General features: G+C 41.8%; 18 protein-coding genes. 16 read left to right on the top strand and 2 right to left on the bottom strand.

Features of this window, described 5'->3' with window-relative positions:
- Positions 1–98: 98 nt before the first annotated feature.
- From secG to MSI_RS04035, 14 genes are all read left to right on the top strand, one after another.
- Positions 99–458, top strand: a complete 360-nt coding sequence (gene secG / locus MSI_RS04095; protein ID WP_009104011.1) for a preprotein translocase subunit SecG — start codon at positions 99–101, stop codon at positions 456–458.
- 107 nt (positions 459–565) lie between these two features.
- Positions 566–1,033 carry a PTS sugar transporter subunit IIA gene (locus MSI_RS04090; RefSeq protein ID WP_009104009.1) on the top strand — a complete coding sequence of 156 codons (468 nt, stop codon included), beginning with the start codon at positions 566–568 and terminating at the stop codon, positions 1,031–1,033.
- Positions 1,034–1,042: 9 nt separating this feature from the next.
- Positions 1,043–1,363, top strand: a complete 321-nt coding sequence (locus tag MSI_RS04085; protein ID WP_009104008.1) for a hypothetical protein — start codon at positions 1,043–1,045, stop codon at positions 1,361–1,363.
- A 33-nt stretch (positions 1,364–1,396) separates the two neighbouring features.
- Positions 1,397–2,413 (top strand): V-type ATPase subunit, encoded by a 1,017-nt coding sequence (locus MSI_RS04080; protein WP_009104006.1) that lies wholly within the window; start codon positions 1,397–1,399, stop codon positions 2,411–2,413.
- Between the two features lie 2 nt (positions 2,414–2,415).
- Positions 2,416–2,994 (top strand): hypothetical protein, encoded by a 579-nt coding sequence (locus MSI_RS14995; RefSeq protein ID WP_009104004.1) that lies wholly within the window; start codon positions 2,416–2,418, stop codon positions 2,992–2,994.
- Between the two features lie 59 nt (positions 2,995–3,053).
- On the top strand, positions 3,054–4,403 hold the full coding sequence (locus MSI_RS04075) for a V-type ATP synthase subunit I (RefSeq protein ID WP_009104003.1): 1,350 nt from the start codon (positions 3,054–3,056) through the stop codon (positions 4,401–4,403).
- Positions 4,404–4,469: 66 nt separating this feature from the next.
- Positions 4,470–4,784: an ATP synthase subunit C gene (locus MSI_RS04070; protein WP_009104000.1), complete on the top strand. Its 315-nt coding sequence runs from the start codon at positions 4,470–4,472 to the stop codon at positions 4,782–4,784.
- Positions 4,785–4,797: 13 nt separating this feature from the next.
- Positions 4,798–5,130, top strand: coding sequence for a V-type ATP synthase subunit F (locus MSI_RS04065; RefSeq protein WP_009103999.1), 333 nt, complete (start codon positions 4,798–4,800; stop codon positions 5,128–5,130).
- 27 nt (positions 5,131–5,157) lie between these two features.
- Entirely contained in the window at positions 5,158–5,799 is a 642-nt protein-coding gene (locus MSI_RS04060; RefSeq protein ID WP_009103997.1) for an ATP synthase E, read from the top strand.
- Positions 5,796–7,571 (top strand): V-type ATP synthase subunit A, encoded by a 1,776-nt coding sequence (locus MSI_RS04055; protein ID WP_009103995.1) that lies wholly within the window; start codon positions 5,796–5,798, stop codon positions 7,569–7,571. Before MSI_RS04060 ends, MSI_RS04055 begins: the two co-directional genes overlap by 4 nt.
- A gap of 15 nt (positions 7,572–7,586) precedes the next feature.
- Positions 7,587–8,966, top strand: coding sequence for a V-type ATP synthase subunit B (locus MSI_RS04050; protein ID WP_009103993.1), 1,380 nt, complete (start codon positions 7,587–7,589; stop codon positions 8,964–8,966).
- On the top strand, positions 8,963–9,589 hold the full coding sequence (locus MSI_RS04045) for a V-type ATP synthase subunit D (protein WP_009103990.1): 627 nt from the start codon (positions 8,963–8,965) through the stop codon (positions 9,587–9,589). The genes MSI_RS04050 and MSI_RS04045 overlap by 4 nt, the downstream gene beginning before the upstream one ends.
- A gap of 17 nt (positions 9,590–9,606) precedes the next feature.
- On the top strand, positions 9,607–10,095 hold the full coding sequence (locus MSI_RS04040; RefSeq protein WP_009103988.1) for a universal stress protein: 489 nt from the start codon (positions 9,607–9,609) through the stop codon (positions 10,093–10,095).
- A 92-nt stretch (positions 10,096–10,187) separates the two neighbouring features.
- Positions 10,188–10,934 carry a J domain-containing protein gene (locus MSI_RS04035; protein ID WP_009103985.1) on the top strand — a complete coding sequence of 249 codons (747 nt, stop codon included), beginning with the start codon at positions 10,188–10,190 and terminating at the stop codon, positions 10,932–10,934.
- Positions 10,935–10,945: 11 nt separating this feature from the next.
- Here MSI_RS04035 and map read toward each other — a convergent pair whose 3' ends face one another.
- Positions 10,946–11,719 carry a type I methionyl aminopeptidase gene (gene map / locus MSI_RS04030; protein ID WP_009103983.1) on the bottom strand — a complete coding sequence of 258 codons (774 nt, stop codon included), beginning with the start codon at positions 11,717–11,719 and terminating at the stop codon, positions 10,946–10,948.
- A 99-nt stretch (positions 11,720–11,818) separates the two neighbouring features.
- Between map and MSI_RS04025 the strand changes: the two genes are divergently transcribed.
- Positions 11,819–13,279: a Do family serine endopeptidase gene (locus MSI_RS04025; RefSeq protein WP_009103981.1), complete on the top strand. Its 1,461-nt coding sequence runs from the start codon at positions 11,819–11,821 to the stop codon at positions 13,277–13,279.
- Between the two features lie 340 nt (positions 13,280–13,619).
- On the opposite strand, the gene tpiA is transcribed toward MSI_RS04025, so the two are convergent.
- A complete protein-coding gene (gene tpiA, locus MSI_RS04020; RefSeq protein ID WP_009103979.1) occupies positions 13,620–14,369 on the bottom strand; it encodes a triose-phosphate isomerase in 750 nt (249 codons plus the stop codon).
- 244 nt (positions 14,370–14,613) lie between these two features.
- Between tpiA and MSI_RS04015 the strand changes: the two genes are divergently transcribed.
- The coding region (locus tag MSI_RS04015) for a PD-(D/E)XK nuclease family protein (RefSeq protein WP_039924211.1) at positions 14,614–17,293 on the top strand (2,680 nt) is incomplete at its 3' end.

Raw genomic sequence — 17,293 nt, 5'->3', positions numbered from 1 at the left:
TTTATAGTTTTCCTATATATGTCAAATTGACTAAAAAGCCGTTTTTCATTATCATTTACAAACTTAATTTTAAAGAAAAATTATTTTGGAGATATAAAATGGGTACTCTTGGAGTTGTACTTTTAGTTGCATTTGTAATTGTATGTTTTCTTCTGGTTCTTTTGGTTTCTATTCAGGATGACGGAGAAAACGGAATGGGCGGTCTTTTGGGTGGACGCGGAACAGCCGCTTTTGGTGCTCACTCAGCATCAATCCTTACAAAAACAACTTTCGTATTTGTAGTTTTGTTCTTTGGTCTTTCTCTTGGCCTGGCTTTGATCAACAAAAAGCCTTCAGTTGCAAAAGACCTGGTTGAACCAGCAGCTGTAGAAGCAACAGCAGATGATTCAGCAGCAAACGCTGAATGGTGGAAATCTGAAGCTTCTTCAGAAGAAGCAACTTTGAGCGAAGCTGAGTAATTAAAAGCAGAACTTTATAACTTTAAATTTGAAAATTCAATTTTCGGGTTTATAATGAATGAGTAAGTACTTAAGTGCTTACTCATTTTTTTTTGAGGAAGTGGAATTTGCTTACAGATTACATTACCCCCTCAGATATAAATCTGAATCTTGAGAGCACAGACAAAGAAGAAGCTTTTGCAGAGCTTACAGAAATGCTTGTAAAAAAATGCCCGGGACTGAACCGTACTGAATACATGAAGGCGGTAACCGAACGTGAAAACAAGTGTTCTACAGCTGTATTTCCAAAAGTTGCAGTTCCTCATGCTGTTTGCGACAGCGCCTCCAAAACAACAATAGTTGTCGGCATAAGTCATGACGGTATTGAATTTGAGCCTCTTGAATCCGCAGATAATACAAATCCAGTAGTTAATATCATTTTTCAGATTGTCTTTGAACGCGAAAACACAGGAAGTCACCTGAATGTACTTCGCGACATTCTTTATATAGTAAGCAAGCCTGAATTTTACGAAAAAATTCTCACCTTAAAAACTCAAAAAGAGATTTTTGATTTGTTCACTGAACTTGAATACTAGGAGTCAAAATTGGCAGAGCAGAACGAAGAACTTAAAATGATTAATCATCTTCTGGAAGTTGAAAAAGATGCAAACTCCCTGATTTCTGAAGCAATGGAGACTTCCGAAAAAAAGATTTCTGAAGCGCGGGCAAAATACAACGCAGAATACAAAGAGAAGACAGAGAAAATCATTGAAGAACTGAAAAACAACTACGAAGCTTCTATAAAAGAGATATCAGAAGAGCACAATCATATTATTGATGAGTTTAAGGCTTACCTTGAAGCAAAAACTCAGAATTATGAGAATTTTGCAAAGTTCCTGGATAAGAAACTTTTTGAAAAAGCATAAAGAGATTGGATAAAAGGTACAGGCGGGCTTTTAATGGATAATTCGGCAGCACATTCTTACGTTTATGCAAAAGCAAGCGGTCTCTTGGGAAAATCCTTTACAGGAGAAAGGGCTTCTTTGCTATTTAACGTAAAATCGCTTTCTGAATTATGGTCTCTTGTATTCAGAAGTCAGCCTCCCCTCCTTCCCGAAGTTCTTTTAGCAAAACAGATTGAAACAGAAGCATTTAAAAGACTTGTAAGCCAGTACGTTTATTTTTTAAGCCAGTTTGATAAACCCGCAGAAATTCTCAGACTACCCCTCAAGGTTTTTGATGCAAATAATTTAAAAACTGCCGGGGCTGCCCTCTGCGTCGGCAAAAAAGACTGTCCTGAACTTTTTGATATAGGAGACTTTTCAGAATTTAATTTTGATGCCTGGCCTGATATCGAAAAAATCACAGAGGGTTCTGCCTTCAGCTGGTACAATTCTGTTCCGGATATTCACGACCAGCAGAAACACGAATATAAAATCGACATTCAGTGCGTTCATGATTTCTGGAAGGCAATTCATACCCTGCATGGCGATGATTTTGACATTTTGAAAAATCTTTTCAGCACTGAATACATACTTAAAAATCTTGTCTGGGCACTGCGACTAAAAATCAACTATCAGATGAATAATGAAGAAATCATTCAAAATCTGATTTATGTAACAGACGCCCCTACAAAGGATGACCCTATTGCTGCCCCAGCCCTTGCAATTTTAGACAAGGAACTTGATGTCTGGGAACAGTGGGCCGGCTGGCGTTATGCAAATCTTTTAAATCCTCATACACCGGGAGAAATCTGGAATGTAGATCCAGCCTGGGTAGAAGAACAGGGCCGCTTAAAGTTTACAAGGCTTGCCATGCAGGCTTTTCATCAGCGGCCAATGTCAGTTTCATCCATAATCGGATGGTTTAAAGTCAAATCTTTTGAACTTAGTTGTATAAGAACGGCGGTAGAAAGTCTGAGGCTTGGAATAAGCAGTCAGGACGCTATGAATGCCGTAGGTATAAAAGTGAGGTAGCAATGGCAAAAACAGCGGCTATGAGTTTAATAGAACTGATGGTTCTAAAACAGGATGTTTATACAGTTCTCGAATACATCGGAAAAAAAGGTTCTTTCCAGTTTCAGGGAAAGACTTTTAAGGAAAATAATAATTCTGCTGCCGAAGAAGGAATTCTTGATTTTGACGTTCAGTATTATAACGAAATAAAAAAAGCCTGCGCGGTTCTGGATTTTACAGACTTCCCGACAGATCTTTCTGACTATAATGCACCGGGCGAACAGGACAGGGATGAAGCAAATAAATTTTTACTTGCATTTAATGAACTGCAGAAACGCCTTTCAGACGGGGCAGAGGCTTTGGAAAAGGCAAGAGAAGCCTACAAAGAGGCTATGGCTTTTTCAAATCTCCGGGTTTCATATTCTGAACTTGAACAGCTTTCCTTTATCAGTTTGAAGCTGGGAAAAATTCCTGTAGAAAATTACGAGCCTTTACGGGATTCTCTTTTGAACAATGCAGTTTTAGTTCCGCTTGGAGATGATAGATCGCGAATTCTGGTTGCTTCATCTAAAAAGGACGCTTTGCAACTGATACAATTCTAAAGGAATACGGTTTTGCACCTCTTACTATTCCGGAAGATTTTAAGGGCGTTCCGGAAGACATGCTTGCAGGCCTTAGGAAAAATAAGGAAGATGCAGAAAAGCAGATGGCTCTGCTGGAAAAAGAAAAGGCCAATTTTGCAGAAACTCATAAAATCATAATCAAAAGACTTCTGGGCAATTTTGCAATCGGAAAACAGATTACCCAGGTGGAAGCAACCCTGCAGTCCACAGAGCTTGTATACAGAATCACAGGCTGGGTTCCGGAAAAAGATTTTGATACTTATATGAAGGATCTGGACGAAATCACCGAAAGCCGTATTGCCATCAGAAAATACAGTCCTATGGAAGTTCCTTCTGTAATCAGCGGAAAAGAACAGGTTCCTGTAAAACTTGAGCACGGCCGCTTTGTAAAAAGCTTTGAGCGCATGATTTTCAGCTACGGCTCACCTCTTTACGGAACAATTGACCCGACTCCATTTGTTGCAGTCTTCTTTACCATTCTTTTTGGAATTATGTTCGGCGACTGCGGACAGGGTTTAGTATTCCTGCTTGCGGGTATTTTAATGGCACTTAAGGTTATAAAGGTTGGCGGCTGGAACAAGTTTGCCCCGATTTTTATGGCAATCGGTATTACAAGTACCATTATGGGTCTTCTTACCGGCGAATTCTTCTCTGATGAAAAACTGCTGGAACCTTTTGCCCACTGGGTAACAGGATTTTTTGGTCAGCCTCATGCGCCTATCATAAAAATGATGCCTTCCAGCGATCCGTCATCAATTATTGCAATGTTCAGCGTCTTTGGAGTTGCAGTTGCAATCGGTTTTGTAATCAATACAATCGGACTTCTTTTGAACATCGTAAACAACCTGCTTTTAAAACGTTATGACGAAGCGCTTTTTGGTAAAAACGGACTTGCGGGTGCCCTTTTCTTCTGGTATGTGGTAATCATGGTTGTGCGTATCGCCGCCTTCCACCACGCAATTGCCGCTTACGACTGGATTGTAATTGGAATCACCCTCTTTTTTGCAGCTTTTGCCTCTCCTTTTGAACGGGCTATGCGTCATGAAAAGCCTCTGCTGGAAAACGGCTTTGGAACTTACCTTATCAGCGGACTTGTAGAGTTAATAGAAGTAATTTCCGGTTATCTTTCTAATACCGTAAGCTTTGTCCGTGTAGGAGCCTTTGCCCTTTCTCATGCAGTTCTGGACTTTTTGATTCTGACTTTGACAGAGCTTTGCGGCGGAGCGGGCGGACTTGCAATTTTAATTGCAGGAAATGCCATCATCATAGTTCTGGAAGGAATGATTGTTGCAATTCAGGTTATCCGATTGCAGTACTACGAGTTCTTTTCAAAATTCTTCCACGAAACTGGAAGGGAATTCAAACCATTTGTTTTTACTTGTGAATAATGATGCGGAAGGAGCGGTCTGCAGCTTCTGTATCTGAAAATAGAAATTAATTAGCGAGGTATAAAGATGAAGAAAAAGATTTTTGCATTTATGGCAGTTCTTGCATGTGTAAGCGCAGCAATTTTTGCAGAAGAAGCAGGGGAACCAGCAGCAGAAGCAGCCGGATTCCTTTCTGGAGGAATTAAGTACATTGCAGCAGCCGTTGCAGTAGGACTTGCCTGCATTGCCGGTGGTATGGCTGTAGGAAAAATCGGTTCGGCAGCAATGGGTGCAATGAGCGAAAATCCTGAACTTTCGGGAAAGGCACTTCCTTTTGTAGGTCTTGCAGAAGGTATCTGTCTTTGGGGTATGCTCGTTGCAGTATTGATTTTGATTCTGTAGAGCTTTCACGCGAATGAAGTTCTACATAATCGGCGAGCGCGAGCTTGTACTTGCCTTCAAACTGACAGGCGTAGACGGAACAATTGCCGAAAACCGTAACGATGTCCTTAATGCCTTCAACCGCATTACAGGAAAAGGCGGAACGGCAAATATTCCGACCGGCGAAATTCCAAAAGTTCTTATACTTACGGAGCAGGCCGCCAGTCAGATTGAAGAAGAAGAGCTTGCGTGGCAAAAAACAGGAAATTTTCCTCTGATTGTTGAAATTCCGGGTCTTAATGGACACGTAAAAGGCAGGAAGATGCTTAGTGATGCCATTAAGCAGGCAGTTGGAGTGGAAGTTTAACTAAAGGCATAAATTCAGGATTTTGAGATGGAAGAATTAAGGTCTACAGAAATTCTCGACAGAGAAATTCAATCTGACGCACGAAAAAAAGCAGAGAATATACTCAAAAAGGCAGATAAGAGCTGCGAAGATATTCTTAATTCTGTTGAAAAGGCGATTAACGAAGCGCGTAAGGCAAAAGAAGATTTATACAAGAGAAAAATTGATGCCTTCAAAAAAAATCAGGACTCTTCTATTCCTCTGGAAAAGGAGCGTTTTGAAGTCTCATTTGTTCAGAAATCAATTATTGAAAATATAAATAAATATCTGGAAGCTTTGGGTCAGGAAAAGCGCATGGAGCTTGTACTTGCCCGGCTAGAAAAATCTGAAGAAGCAGCTTTGCTTGCAGAAAAGAAACTTAACGCATTTGTCTACGGTTTTGATTCCGCAAAGATGCAGAAAAAGCTTTCAAAGCTCTTTGGAAAAAATCTTTTGAAATGCGAAAGCACAGATTTTGGAAGAGTTTCGGTAGAAGATGATTTAATTTCACTAAAAGAAGGCGTAATTCTTGAAAGTGATGATAAAAACTGCCGCATAAGACTTACTTTAAGCGAACTTGTAAATCAGCTTTTTGAAAATCATCGCGAAGAACTTTGCACTGCTCTCTTTGGAGCCGGAGGTTTAGCATGATAGAAGGTAAAATAACCCGCATTTCCGGTCCGATTGTTTATGCAGAAGGCCTTGACGGCTGCGGACTTTACGACGTAGTTGATGTTGGAGAAAAACGCTTAATCGGTGAAATTATCCGCCAGAACAAGGGTAACGCAACAATTCAGGTTTATGAGGAAGACACAGGTCTTTGCATGGGAGAAAAGGTTGTCTGCACTCAGCGTCCGCTTTCCCTGCGTCTTGGACCAGGCCTTGTAGGAAACATTTACGATGGTATTCAGCGTCCTCTTAAGGATATGTATGATGCATCAGGAGCCTTTCTGCTTCCTGGTGAGCGAACAGAACCTCTGGACGTAAAAAAGGTCTGGCATTTTGAAGCGGCAGAAGGTCTTGAAAAAGGCACTGCCATAAAGCCGGGCTTTGTTTTAGGAAGCGTAAAGGAAACTGAGTCAATTACACAAAAGATTATGGTTCCAAGCGATATCCGTGGACGCAGCCTTAAAACCTTCAAAGGCAGCGGCGACTACACCGTAGACGATGTAATTGCCACAACCGAATTTGATGAAGAAATCCGTCTTGCTCATTACTGGGCAGTGCGAAAACCTCGTCCATACACACAAAAGCTTGGTGTCAGTGAACCGCTCATTACCGGTCAGCGGGTAATTGATGTCTTCTTTCCTCTTTCTAAGGGAGGTACGGCAGCAATTCCTGGAGGCTTTGGTACAGGAAAAACCATGACCCAGCACGCCATTGCAAAATGGTGCGATGCAGATTTAATTGTTTACATCGGCTGCGGTGAACGCGGTAATGAAATGACAGAAGTTTTGTCCGAGTTCCCGGAACTGATTGACCCTCGCACCGGACGCTCGATTATGGAGCGCACAATTTTGATTGCAAACACCTCTAACATGCCGGTTGCGGCGCGTGAAGTTTCACTTTATTCAGGAATTACCCTTGCTGAGTATTTCCGCGATATGGGAATGCACGTTGCAATTATGGCTGACTCTACTTCACGCTGGGCAGAAGCCTTACGTGAACTTTCGGGCCGAATGGAAGAGATGCCGGCAGAGGAAGGTTTCCCGGCATACTTACCTACCCGCCTTGCTTCTTTTTACGAGAGAGCTGGCCGTGTAATCAGCCTTGAAGGGCAGGAAGGAAGCGTTTCCATTATCGGTGCGGTTTCGCCTCCGGGCGGCGACTTTTCTGAACCGGTTACCCAGCATACAAAACGCTTTATCCGCTGTTTCTGGGCCCTTGACCGCGAGCTTGCAAATGCCCGCCACTACCCTGCAATCGGCTGGATTGATTCCTATTCCGAATATGCAGACGAAGTTAAGGACTGGTGGGAAATCAACAATCCGCTTTGGGGCACTTTGCGTCTTGAAGCAATCAATCTTCTTAAGACAGAAAACCGCCTTCAGCAGATTGTCCGTCTGATTGGACCTGATGCCCTGCCAGACAGTGAGCGCCTTGTACTCAAGGTTGCTGATATGATTAAAAACGGCTTCTTACAGCAGAATGCCTACGATGATATAGACAAATACTGCTCTACAGAAAAGCAGATTGCAATTCTGGAACTGATAATGGACTACTTTAAGCTTGCTCTGGCCTGCATTAAGGCAGGAGCACCGCTTGTAAAGGTAGCATCGCTTCCTGTTTGTGATGAAATTGTGCGAATCAAAATGGTTTACGCAAATGATGAGATGGACAAGATTCAGAAAGTCCAGGATGCACTTCACGCCCAGATTGGTGAAGTTGAGCGCACTTATTCGGCAAGAACTGCCGCTGTATAAAGGGGGAGCTATCGAATGAAAGGTGTTGAATACAGAGGCGTTACTTCGGTTGACGGCCCGATTATAGTGTTAAAAAGAACTGAAAATGTCTTTTACAATGAAACAGTCTGCGTCCGCGACCGAAAGGGAGAAAAGAGAACAGGTAAAATTGTAGACATCAGCGACAAGGCAGTTGTAGTTCAGATTTTCGGTTCAACAACAGGTCTTGATCTGGATGAAACCTCTTTTGAATTTTTACAGGAACCATTGGAACTTAGAGTCGGCGACGGTCTTCTGGGCCGTGTATTTAACGGACTTGGAGAGCCAATAGACGGATATCCTGCAATCATCTCTGATAAAAAGATGAACGTAAACGGAAACCCGATTAATCCCTATGCCCGAATCTATCCGAGGGACTTTATTCAGACAGGAATTTCTGCAATTGACGGAATGAACTCTCTGGTACGAGGTCAGAAGCTTCCAATTTTCAGCGGAAACGGTCTTCCTCATAACAAACTTGCGGCTCAGATTATCCGCCAGGCTAAGCTGCGAAACAGTGATGAAAAATTCGTAATGGTATTTGCCGGAATGGGTATTAAATACGACGTTGCAAAATTCTTCGTAGACACTTTTGAAGAGTCGGGAGTTTTGTCTAACGTAGTTATGTTCCAGAGTCTTGCTGACGCTCCTTCCATCGAACGAATTATTACTCCGCGATGTGCGCTTACCGCTGCAGAATATCTTGCTTTTGAAAAAGGCATGCACGTTCTTGTCGTAATGACAGATATGACAAACTACTGCGAAGCCCTGCGAGAAATTTCTACAACCCGTGGTGAAGTTCCAGGACGTAAAGGCTATCCTGGTTACCTTTATTCCGACCTGGCAGAACTTTACGAAAGAGCCGGAAAAATAAAAGGCAGCGAAGGTTCAATCACTCAGATTCCAATCCTTACAATGCCGAATGATGATATTTCGCACCCAATCCCAGACCTTACAGGTTACATCACCGAAGGCCAGATTGTACTTGACCGTGAAATGAGTCAGAAGGGACTTTACCCGCCTGTAAGCGGACTTCCTTCACTTTCCCGACTTATGAAAGACGGTATTGGCCCTGATATGACCCGGGAAGATCACGCAAACGTTTCGAGCCAGCTTTTTGCTTCATATTCAAAAGTAAAATCTATCAGAAACCTTGCGGCAATTATCGGTGAAGAAGAACTCAGTCCTCTCGACCGTCAGTACCTTAAATTCGGTGATAAACTGGAAAAAGAATTCTTCGGGCAGGACGAATACGAAGACAGAACAATTGAACAGACTCTGGATTTAGGCTGGAAACTTCTGGCAGGACTTCCCCGCGAAGAACTTACCCGAATTAAACCTGAATTTATTGAAAAATACTTACCGGGAGCTCAATGAAACTTAATATTGCACCGACAAAATCAAATCTCCTCGCAATGAAAGAACAGCTGGCAGTTTCTACCAACGGTTACGAGCTGCTGGAAGAAAAGCGCGAAATTCTTGTACGCGAGCTGATGCATCTTGTTGAACAGGTAAAACTTCTGGAAAAGGATATTGAAAAGGTGACCGAAAAGGCTTATCCGGCACTCAGGCGCATGCTGATGCTGGACGGAGCAGATCAGATTGAACGTATTTCTCACGCAGTTCATTATGATTTTGAAATGACGGAAAAAAAGGTAACAGTTGGAGGCATGTCCTTTTCTTCAATAGATGTAAATATGCCGAAAAAGGAGCTTTTTTATTCCTTCAACGGAACTTATGCAAACACCGACGCGGTTATCAACCGTTTTTTTGAGCTGCTTTCACTTTTAACTCAGATGGCTTCTATCCGAACAATTGTGTGGCGGCTTGCAGAAGAAGTAAAGAAGACCCAGAGGCGTGTAAATGCTCTGGATAAAATGATTATTCCTCAGACGACAGAAACCAAGGCTTATATAGAAAGCGTACTTGAAGAGCGCGAACGCGATAATACCTTTGTACTTAAAGCGCTGAAAAAGAAGGCAGAAAGAAATCAGGGATAAATAGAAAGAGGTAGCAGATGGCGAAAAGTTTTTTTAAGAAAATTCTGGTGGCGGTAAACGGAAAACAGTCTTCAATTGTAACGGCCATGTATGCAATCATGATGGCTAAGACCTACAATCTTGACCTGCGTTTTGTTTTTGTAATTGATACTGCAACCATTAAGTTTCTTTCTATAAATAAACTGATTATTTCTGATGATCTGGAAGAGCGTCTGGAGGCAGACGGCAAGCGCTATCTGGAATATGTAGAAATGCTTGCTTCCTCTAAGGGAGTAAAGTGCGAAAAGGATTTGCGCAAGGGCGGAGTTTTCTCTGAAGTTGTAAACTCGGCACAGGAATTCGGCGCAGACCTGATTTTAATCGGCGGAAATATGCGTGAAGTTGATAAGGGCGGAATTAAGCACAATCTTTTGACCAGCGCAGAAAACGGAATTCTTTCTAATGCAAAGTGCCCGGTTATGATTGTCCAGAAGCCTAATATTGAAGCAGAGTTTAAAATCTTCTGATGGCGATAAAAATGCCGTCTGAAATGGCAGTTCACCTATCGCCATCTGCTTTTACTTCGCAAAAGCCTTGCAATCTTGTATAATTTTCATTCGTGACTGATTATTACAAAATACTTGGTGTCCGCCAGAATGCGACCTTAAGCGAAATTAAGCGCGCCTACCGTGAAAAAGCAAAACTTCTCCACCCTGATTTAACAGGCGACGTAACTCTCCGTCCTGAATTTGAAAAAGTAGTTACAGCCTACAGGGTTCTTTCGGATGCACGCCAGCGCACAATTTTTGACGAATCCTTCTTCATGCGATTTGGACGCAACTACCACCACAGAGATACTTTTGACTATTATACCTGGCTTAGCGAACGGGAAGATGAAGAAAGCCGTTCAAAGCTGATTTTTTACACCCTCATGCACCAGAAGGAAGATGAGGCTGTTGCAGAGTTTAAACGCATGCAGATGAATCACGCAGATTTTTCGCTGAAAAAATGGTTTTCCCGCGAAGATTTTATGGATTACGGTTACATTCTGGCAGAAGAGCTTGTAATCCGGGCTGAATATTACGATGCATTTTTGCTTTTGGAACAGATAATTAAGATGGAATATTCTTTTAATTATTTTAAGATTTTCTTTCCGGAAGTAATGGATTTTACCCTTGAAATATTAAAGAAAAACATAGACGGCATTATAAACGACGAGCTTGCCCTGGATGTTTACGAACGAGCCCTTGATTTAGGCTTTGGAAAGGCCGCCGACAGATTCTTTTTACAGAAAATGTCGGAGGAATATCTGCGCATAGGCGACGAAGCGACAGCAGAAATCTGTTTTAACGCTTCTCAAGCATAAGCTGTAGGATTTTATTTCAATACGCTCTGGCCGTTGTAGTCCAGATCGGTAAGAACTTCGGTGTGGTCTTCAAAAACAGCAACGGTGTGCTCTTCGTGGCAGGAAATGCTTCCGTCTGCTGTAAGAACAGTCCAGCCGTCAGCGGCAGTTTCTACGTCGGCAGTTCCCATATTAATCATAGGTTCAAGGGCAAGCACCATACCAGGAACAATGCGGGGATTTCCACCGCGGCTAGGACAGTTTGGAACGCTAGGGTCTTCGTGAACATCAATTCCAACTCCATGTCCGCAGTAATCGTAAACTACGCCGTAACCATTGGCAGTGGCAATATTGTAAACGGCATTTGAAATGTCGCTGATTCGGTTACCTACAACGCAGGCTTTGATTGCAGCATCAAGACACTCTGCGGTTACCTTCTGAAGCTTACGAACTTCAGGTTTTACATTTCCAATCAAAAGAGAATGAGTTGTATCGCTGATATAACCGTTCAAATCAATTCCAACATCAAGACTTACAAGGTCACCGTCCTTTACGATGCGTTTTTTAGAAGGGATTCCGTGGATAACTTCATTATTAACGCTGATACATACTGCACCTGGAAAATCTTCACGAGCCCAGGCCGGCTTTCCACCGTGACCAATAATATAATTCTTAAAAAGATTGTCGATATCCTTTGTGCTCATTCCCGCGTGAATTTTTGGAATAAGCTCGTTAAACATATCTGCTGTAAGATGGCAGGCTTTTCTAATTCCATCAATCTGTTCTTCGTTCTTAATATAAATCATGATTTGCCTCTTGTGTTATATTAGCATAACAGCGTTTTTTTTGTAACTAAATTTGAAAATTAATATTATATTTATAGAAACTAACTTTGCGAGGTAAATATGAATAAATACACAAAACAAATTTTGACAGCGGGAGTTTCGCTGGTATTTGCAGCCGGCTTATTTGCGGCTCCTGCCAAAACTGCGGCTCAGACTGAAGCTTTGAAAGTTGTGGAAGCATTTCAGACAACCTTCCGTTCTATAAGCGACACTCTTCTGCCTTCAGTTGTAGAAGTTGATGTAACTGAAAAAAAGACCTACACAGATCCTTTCCAGGGCTTTTCAAGTCCATTTGAATTCTTTTTTGGTCGCCCAGAACCGGAAAATGACAAAAAAGACAACAAGGATAACAAAAAGCGTGAACGTGAATACGAGCAGAAAGGTCTTGGTTCCGGCGTAATTGTTCGCCGCACAGGAAACACTCTTTATGTTCTTACAAATAACCACGTTGCGGGCGCTGCTACAAAAATCAACATTAAATTGAACGATGGCCGTTCTTTTGAAGCAAAACTTGTCGGCGCTGATGAACGCATTGATGTTGCTCTTGTTTCTTTTGAATCTGATGATAAGTCTATTCCAGTTGCAACACTTGGTGATTCTGATTCTGTAATGCCTGGTGATATCTGTATGGCCTTTGGTGCCCCTCTTGGATACGCTCAGTCGGTTACACAGGGTATTGTAAGTGCTACCGGCCGTGCCGAAGCTCATATGTCCAGCATCAGCGACTATATTCAGACAGATGCAGCTATCAACCAGGGAAACTCTGGTGGTCCACTCGTAAACATCTACGGCGAAGTAATCGGTATCAACACATGGATTGCTTCTCAGTCTGGTGGTTCACAGGGTTTGGGCTTTGCAATTCCAATTAACAACATTAAAAACTCAATTGATGCCTTTATTAAAGACGGAAAAATTACTTACGGCTGGGTTGGTGTAAGTCTTCTTGAACTTACAGATGAATACAAAAAGCAGCTTGGTGTTGAAGGAATTGAAGGTGCCTTTGCAGCGGAAGTTTATTCTAACGCTCCAGCCTTCAAGGGCGGACTTAAACCTGGTGACTACATTGTTGAATTGAACGGAAAACCTGTTAAGACTGTAAATCAGCTTGTACGCGAAGTTGGAAGTCTTCCTACAGGAAGCACAGCAACCTTTACTGTAATCCGCGGCGGAAAACGTCTTCCTATGATTAATGTAAAAGTTGAAGAGCGTCTTAAGGATGTTTCTAACCTTAACAACAAGCTCTGGCCAGGCTTTATCGCGGCTCCTTTGACTGATGACATTAAAGAAGACCTTAAGATTGATGATAAGAAACTTAAAGGTGTTGTGGTAACTGCTGTTCAGGAAAAATCTCCTGCAGCTGCACTCAGACTGCAGAATGGTGATGTAATTACTGCTGTAAACGGAAAGGCTGTAAAAGATGTTTCTGAGTTCTATGCAGAACTTGCAAATGCCCAGAAGTCTGTAAACTTTGATGTATATTCGAATGGCGGTACTATTACAACTGGTACTTATAAGTTCTAAACGGAAATGCTTTCGCGGGGAACCTTAATTTGCTCCGCCGAGAAATGCAGGAACGCGGTATGAATAAGCTAGTCTTGTTCATTACCGCGTTTTTTTTATGGGCAGCGCTCTGATAGCGTTTCTATGCTACGCAAATCAAGAACCCCCGCTACGCATTTCCGCTTCGACCATAAAAAAAAGCACCTCCGTTATGGAAGTGCCTTTCGTATTATCTACCTAATGAGTGAATTAGAGTACACAGATAGGTACACAGGCTGCGATTTGCCCTAAGAGTGCGAGTGAGCGAGCACTCACGCAGCCTGCCGTTTCGCCCCCGCGAAACGGATCCTGCAATTATAGACTAAAGCACGCAAATTGGAACGAAAGTCTCAGCCTTCAAAGAAGCACCACCAATCAAACCACCGTCGATATCTGGCTGTGCGAGGAGCTCTGGAGCGTTAGAAGCTTTCATAGATCCACCATACTGGATGATTACTTCGTCAGCAACCTTCTGGTTGTAAAGTTTTGCGATATAACCGCGGATGAACTTGTGGATAGCCTGAGCATCAGCTGGAGTAGCAGTTTTACCTGTACCGATAGCCCAAACTGGTTCGTAAGCGATTGTTACGTTTTTCATCTGTTCTTCTGTAACACCAGCAAGACCTGCAGAAAGCTGGAATGCACAAACCTGTTCAGCTTCGCCAGCTTCGCGTTCGCTCAAAAGTTCACCAATACAAAGATCAACTTCAAGACCGTCTTTCAAAGCCTTGCGAACCTTTTTGTTGATAAGTTCATCAGATTCACCAATTTCGTGGCGGCGTTCTGAGTGACCAAGGATTACACACTGACATCCGATGTCTTTAAGCATTGTTGTAGAAACTTCACCTGTGTGAGCTCCGTTATCTGTTGCGGCACAGTCCTGTGCTGCCAAAATGATGTTGCTTCCCTTAACAACCTGAGCAACTGCATCAAGGTAAACAAAAGGAACACCAATCATGTATTTGTTAGTTTTTCCTTTAAGCTGCTCAACGAGGTCTTTTGCCAAAGCAACAGCTTCTGCTTTAGAAGTGTTCATCTTCCAGTTTCCAGCAATGTAATGTGTACGTGCCATTTTATATCTCCTATTAGCGCAAAGGCGTTTTACCCGCCCCGCAAAAATTTTCTGCTTTAATAATAATACATCGCGGAATAAAAAGAAAGACCGCGGCAAAGGAGGGAAACCGCGGTCTTAAAAAGGAAAAATTAAAAAAGGTTTAGTAAATGAAAAATCAATTGTTGGTTTTCATATATATAACCAAGTCTGTAAGAAATGGTTACACCGTGTTATAATATTTTTATGGCAAAAAAAGTTTTTCGTGCGCCGGAAGAATTGGGCGTTTTTTTTTAAGTCTGAACTTGCTAAAAAAGACAGCGTATTTGTATTCCCGACTGATGTTGTAAAAAACTCCTGGATTGACTGGTGCGTAATGCATCCGGAAGAAAGCGGCACTGATGCAGTTCCCCTTGAACGCTTTATGGCCTGGGATACTTTTAAAGGCGAGGCAGTAAGGGCTAAAGAAGAGGGAAAGTCCAGCATACCGGCAATCTTAAGAAAGTTTTTTGTTAATTCCTTGATTTCGGAAAATGCACAAAGCCCAGAAGAGTCTACTCTTTTCAAAAAAATAATAAATCCCCAGTATAAAAAAGAAGCGTCCTCCTTTACAGACTGGATTGCAAAAATGCTTCCAAGCCTGAAACTCTGGAATGATAAAATCACAAAGGCAAAATCTTCTGGTTACAAACTGGACGAGGAAGACGAAGATTTTCAGACCCTTTACCAACGATATTCTGAATTTCTTAAAAAGCACGACTTTTTTGAGCCAAGCTGGATTGTTCCTGATTTTATCTGTCAGGGAAAATCATATGTAATTTTTTATCCAGAAATTCTTGAAGACTATGCTGATTATATAGAAGTTTTTGAAAATACAGAGGGGCTTACCCTTGTACTATTGCCGGATACTGAAGCAGGACAAAAAGAGATATTATGTAACAAATATTCAGATTCACGGAAGGAACTTCGCCGTACTATTCTTGAAATCAGGAAACTTGCGGCAGGAGAGAATCCTTCTGCCCGCTGGGATCAAATTACTCTCAATGTACCTGATCTGGAAAACTACCGCCCCTATCTTGAAAGGGAGCTTACAAGATACTGCGTGCCTTTTGTAATCCGCGCAGGTTTTCCTCTTATAAAAAACACCGCCGGTCAGATTTTTAAGGAAATTCAGGACTGCTATAATTCCGATTTTTCTTATGATTCAGTCCGTGCCTTTGTTCTTGATGAATATATTCCCTGGTCAGAAAAATATAAGGAAGATCGCCAGAATCTTATCCGGGCGGGAAGTGAACTCAGATGCCTCTGTGGTTTTACGGAAAAAGAAAAGGGTGGCAAAAACTTTCATTTTGACAGCTGGGAAGAAGCCCTTAGTGACAGTGGAAATAAAACTGCTTCAGAAAAAGCCTTTTACCTTGGAATCAAAAAAGATATAAAGGCAATATGCAGGGCAGGTTCTTTTAAGGCTATTGAACAGGCCTGGATGGATTTCAGAAACAAATATCTGAATCTTGATGAATTTTCTGAACTTGCAGATGCAATAATTGGCCGTTGTATTACAGAATTAAAGAAACTCATAGAAATAGAAGAAAAATATTGCAATGAGACTAATTCCCCTCTGAAAATCAGTAATAGCTATGATTTTTTTGTAAACGAACTTTCCAATAAAACTTATACCCCTCAGAATAAAAAAGCCGGAGTTCAGATTTTTCCTTACAAGGTTACCGCCGGGGCTGCCTTTAATCACCAGTTTATAATTGACGCAAGCCAGAATAACCTGGAAATCCAGTATAAAAGGCTGGGCTTTTTAACTTCCCAAAAAAGACACAGGTTTGGTCTTGAAGATGATGATAAAAGCTTTAATGCCTCAAAAGCCTTTGTCCGCCTTTACGACGGATTAAATGATGATAAGACAAAATATTTCTCTTATGCAGAAGAGTCTTTTTCGGGCTTTGCAATCTGCCATAATTCACTGAAAGAAGAAAAAGCTGCAAACGACCAGCTTGATAATGAGGATTTTATCCTGGCCGAAAAAAATTATATGCTGGGAAGAAAGCCGGAAGAAAAGTTAAAACTTTCAGCATCACAAAAAGAAGAAATAAAAAACTGGCAGTTTTATAATAGCCCTCTAGAAGATGATAATTACAGTCCGTCTTCTATTCTGGAAGAAAAAATAAAAAATGTCCTCATCACAAAGCGGGATAAGAATCAGCAAAATTCGGAAGGTAAAATTGTCCTTACCCAGACTGACATGAAAAACTTCTTCCCCTGCCCCCGCAAATGGATTTTCTCCAACGTAATCAGATTGAAGGAAGATTCTCTGGATACAGATTTGATGCAGCCTTTTGACATGGGTAACATAAATCATAAAATTCTTGAACTATTTATGAAAAGCTACCTTGTGTCTAAGAAGCCCCTGCCTTTTTCGATAAAAGGTGCTTTTGAAAATGAGGCAGAAATTTTTGAGGCCGTAAAAGAATTTACCAGGCAGGTAATTAATGATGCTTCAGAAGATTATTCAAAAAGTCCGCTTACCCGCAAAATGCTTGAAGCACAGCTGGATTCAATAGCAAACCACATTATGGATTTTCTTCACATCTTCTTACAGCCTAATATGCCACCGGAAAAAATCAATACAAGAAGTAAAACGGAAGGCTACGGCGGCTGCTACGTAAAGGGAGTTGAAAAGGACTTTTCTCTGCCAGAGGCCGGAGAAAATTACAGTTATTATGGAAAATTAGACCTTCTTCTGTCTCCGTCTTTGCAAAACACCGACGCAGAAGGCTCAATTATCATAGACTACAAAAACTCGAAAATTCCAGCCGGGAAAAACATAGTTCTTGATGACCAGGGAAAACTTGGTGACTTTCAGATGCCAATGTACATAAGCCTTGTCTGCAAGGGAAAGGATGATGACTCTGTAAGCGTTGCACGTTTTTATTCCC

The sequence above is a fragment of the Treponema sp. JC4 genome (assembly GCF_000260795.1).
Lineage (GTDB): Bacteria > Spirochaetota > Spirochaetia > Treponematales > Treponemataceae > Treponema_D.
This window is presented reverse-complemented; position numbering and strand designations above follow the sequence as displayed.

Bases quoted from the DNA above. Each gene is read 5' to 3' on its own strand.
- MSI_RS04075 (WP_009104003.1), top strand. From the start codon at position 3,054: ATGCTTGCAGGCCTTAGGAAAAATAAGGAAGATGCAGAAAAGCAGATG.
- map (WP_009103983.1), bottom strand. From the start codon at position 11,719: ATGATTTATATTAAGAACGAAGAACAGATTGATGGAATTAGAAAAGCC.
- secG (WP_009104011.1), top strand. From the start codon at position 99: ATGGGTACTCTTGGAGTTGTACTTTTAGTTGCATTTGTAATTGTATGT.
- MSI_RS04080 (WP_009104006.1), top strand. From the start codon at position 1,397: ATGGATAATTCGGCAGCACATTCTTACGTTTATGCAAAAGCAAGCGGT.
- MSI_RS04065 (WP_009103999.1), top strand. From the start codon at position 4,798: ATGAAGTTCTACATAATCGGCGAGCGCGAGCTTGTACTTGCCTTCAAA.
- MSI_RS04025 (WP_009103981.1), top strand. From the start codon at position 11,819: ATGAATAAATACACAAAACAAATTTTGACAGCGGGAGTTTCGCTGGTA.
- MSI_RS04040 (WP_009103988.1), top strand. From the start codon at position 9,607: ATGGCGAAAAGTTTTTTTAAGAAAATTCTGGTGGCGGTAAACGGAAAA.
- MSI_RS04070 (WP_009104000.1), top strand. From the start codon at position 4,470: ATGAAGAAAAAGATTTTTGCATTTATGGCAGTTCTTGCATGTGTAAGC.
- tpiA (WP_009103979.1), bottom strand. From the start codon at position 14,369: ATGGCACGTACACATTACATTGCTGGAAACTGGAAGATGAACACTTCT.
- MSI_RS04045 (WP_009103990.1), top strand. From the start codon at position 8,963: ATGAAACTTAATATTGCACCGACAAAATCAAATCTCCTCGCAATGAAA.
- MSI_RS04060 (WP_009103997.1), top strand. From the start codon at position 5,158: ATGGAAGAATTAAGGTCTACAGAAATTCTCGACAGAGAAATTCAATCT.
- MSI_RS04055 (WP_009103995.1), top strand. From the start codon at position 5,796: ATGATAGAAGGTAAAATAACCCGCATTTCCGGTCCGATTGTTTATGCA.
- MSI_RS14995 (WP_009104004.1), top strand. From the start codon at position 2,416: ATGGCAAAAACAGCGGCTATGAGTTTAATAGAACTGATGGTTCTAAAA.
- MSI_RS04050 (WP_009103993.1), top strand. From the start codon at position 7,587: ATGAAAGGTGTTGAATACAGAGGCGTTACTTCGGTTGACGGCCCGATT.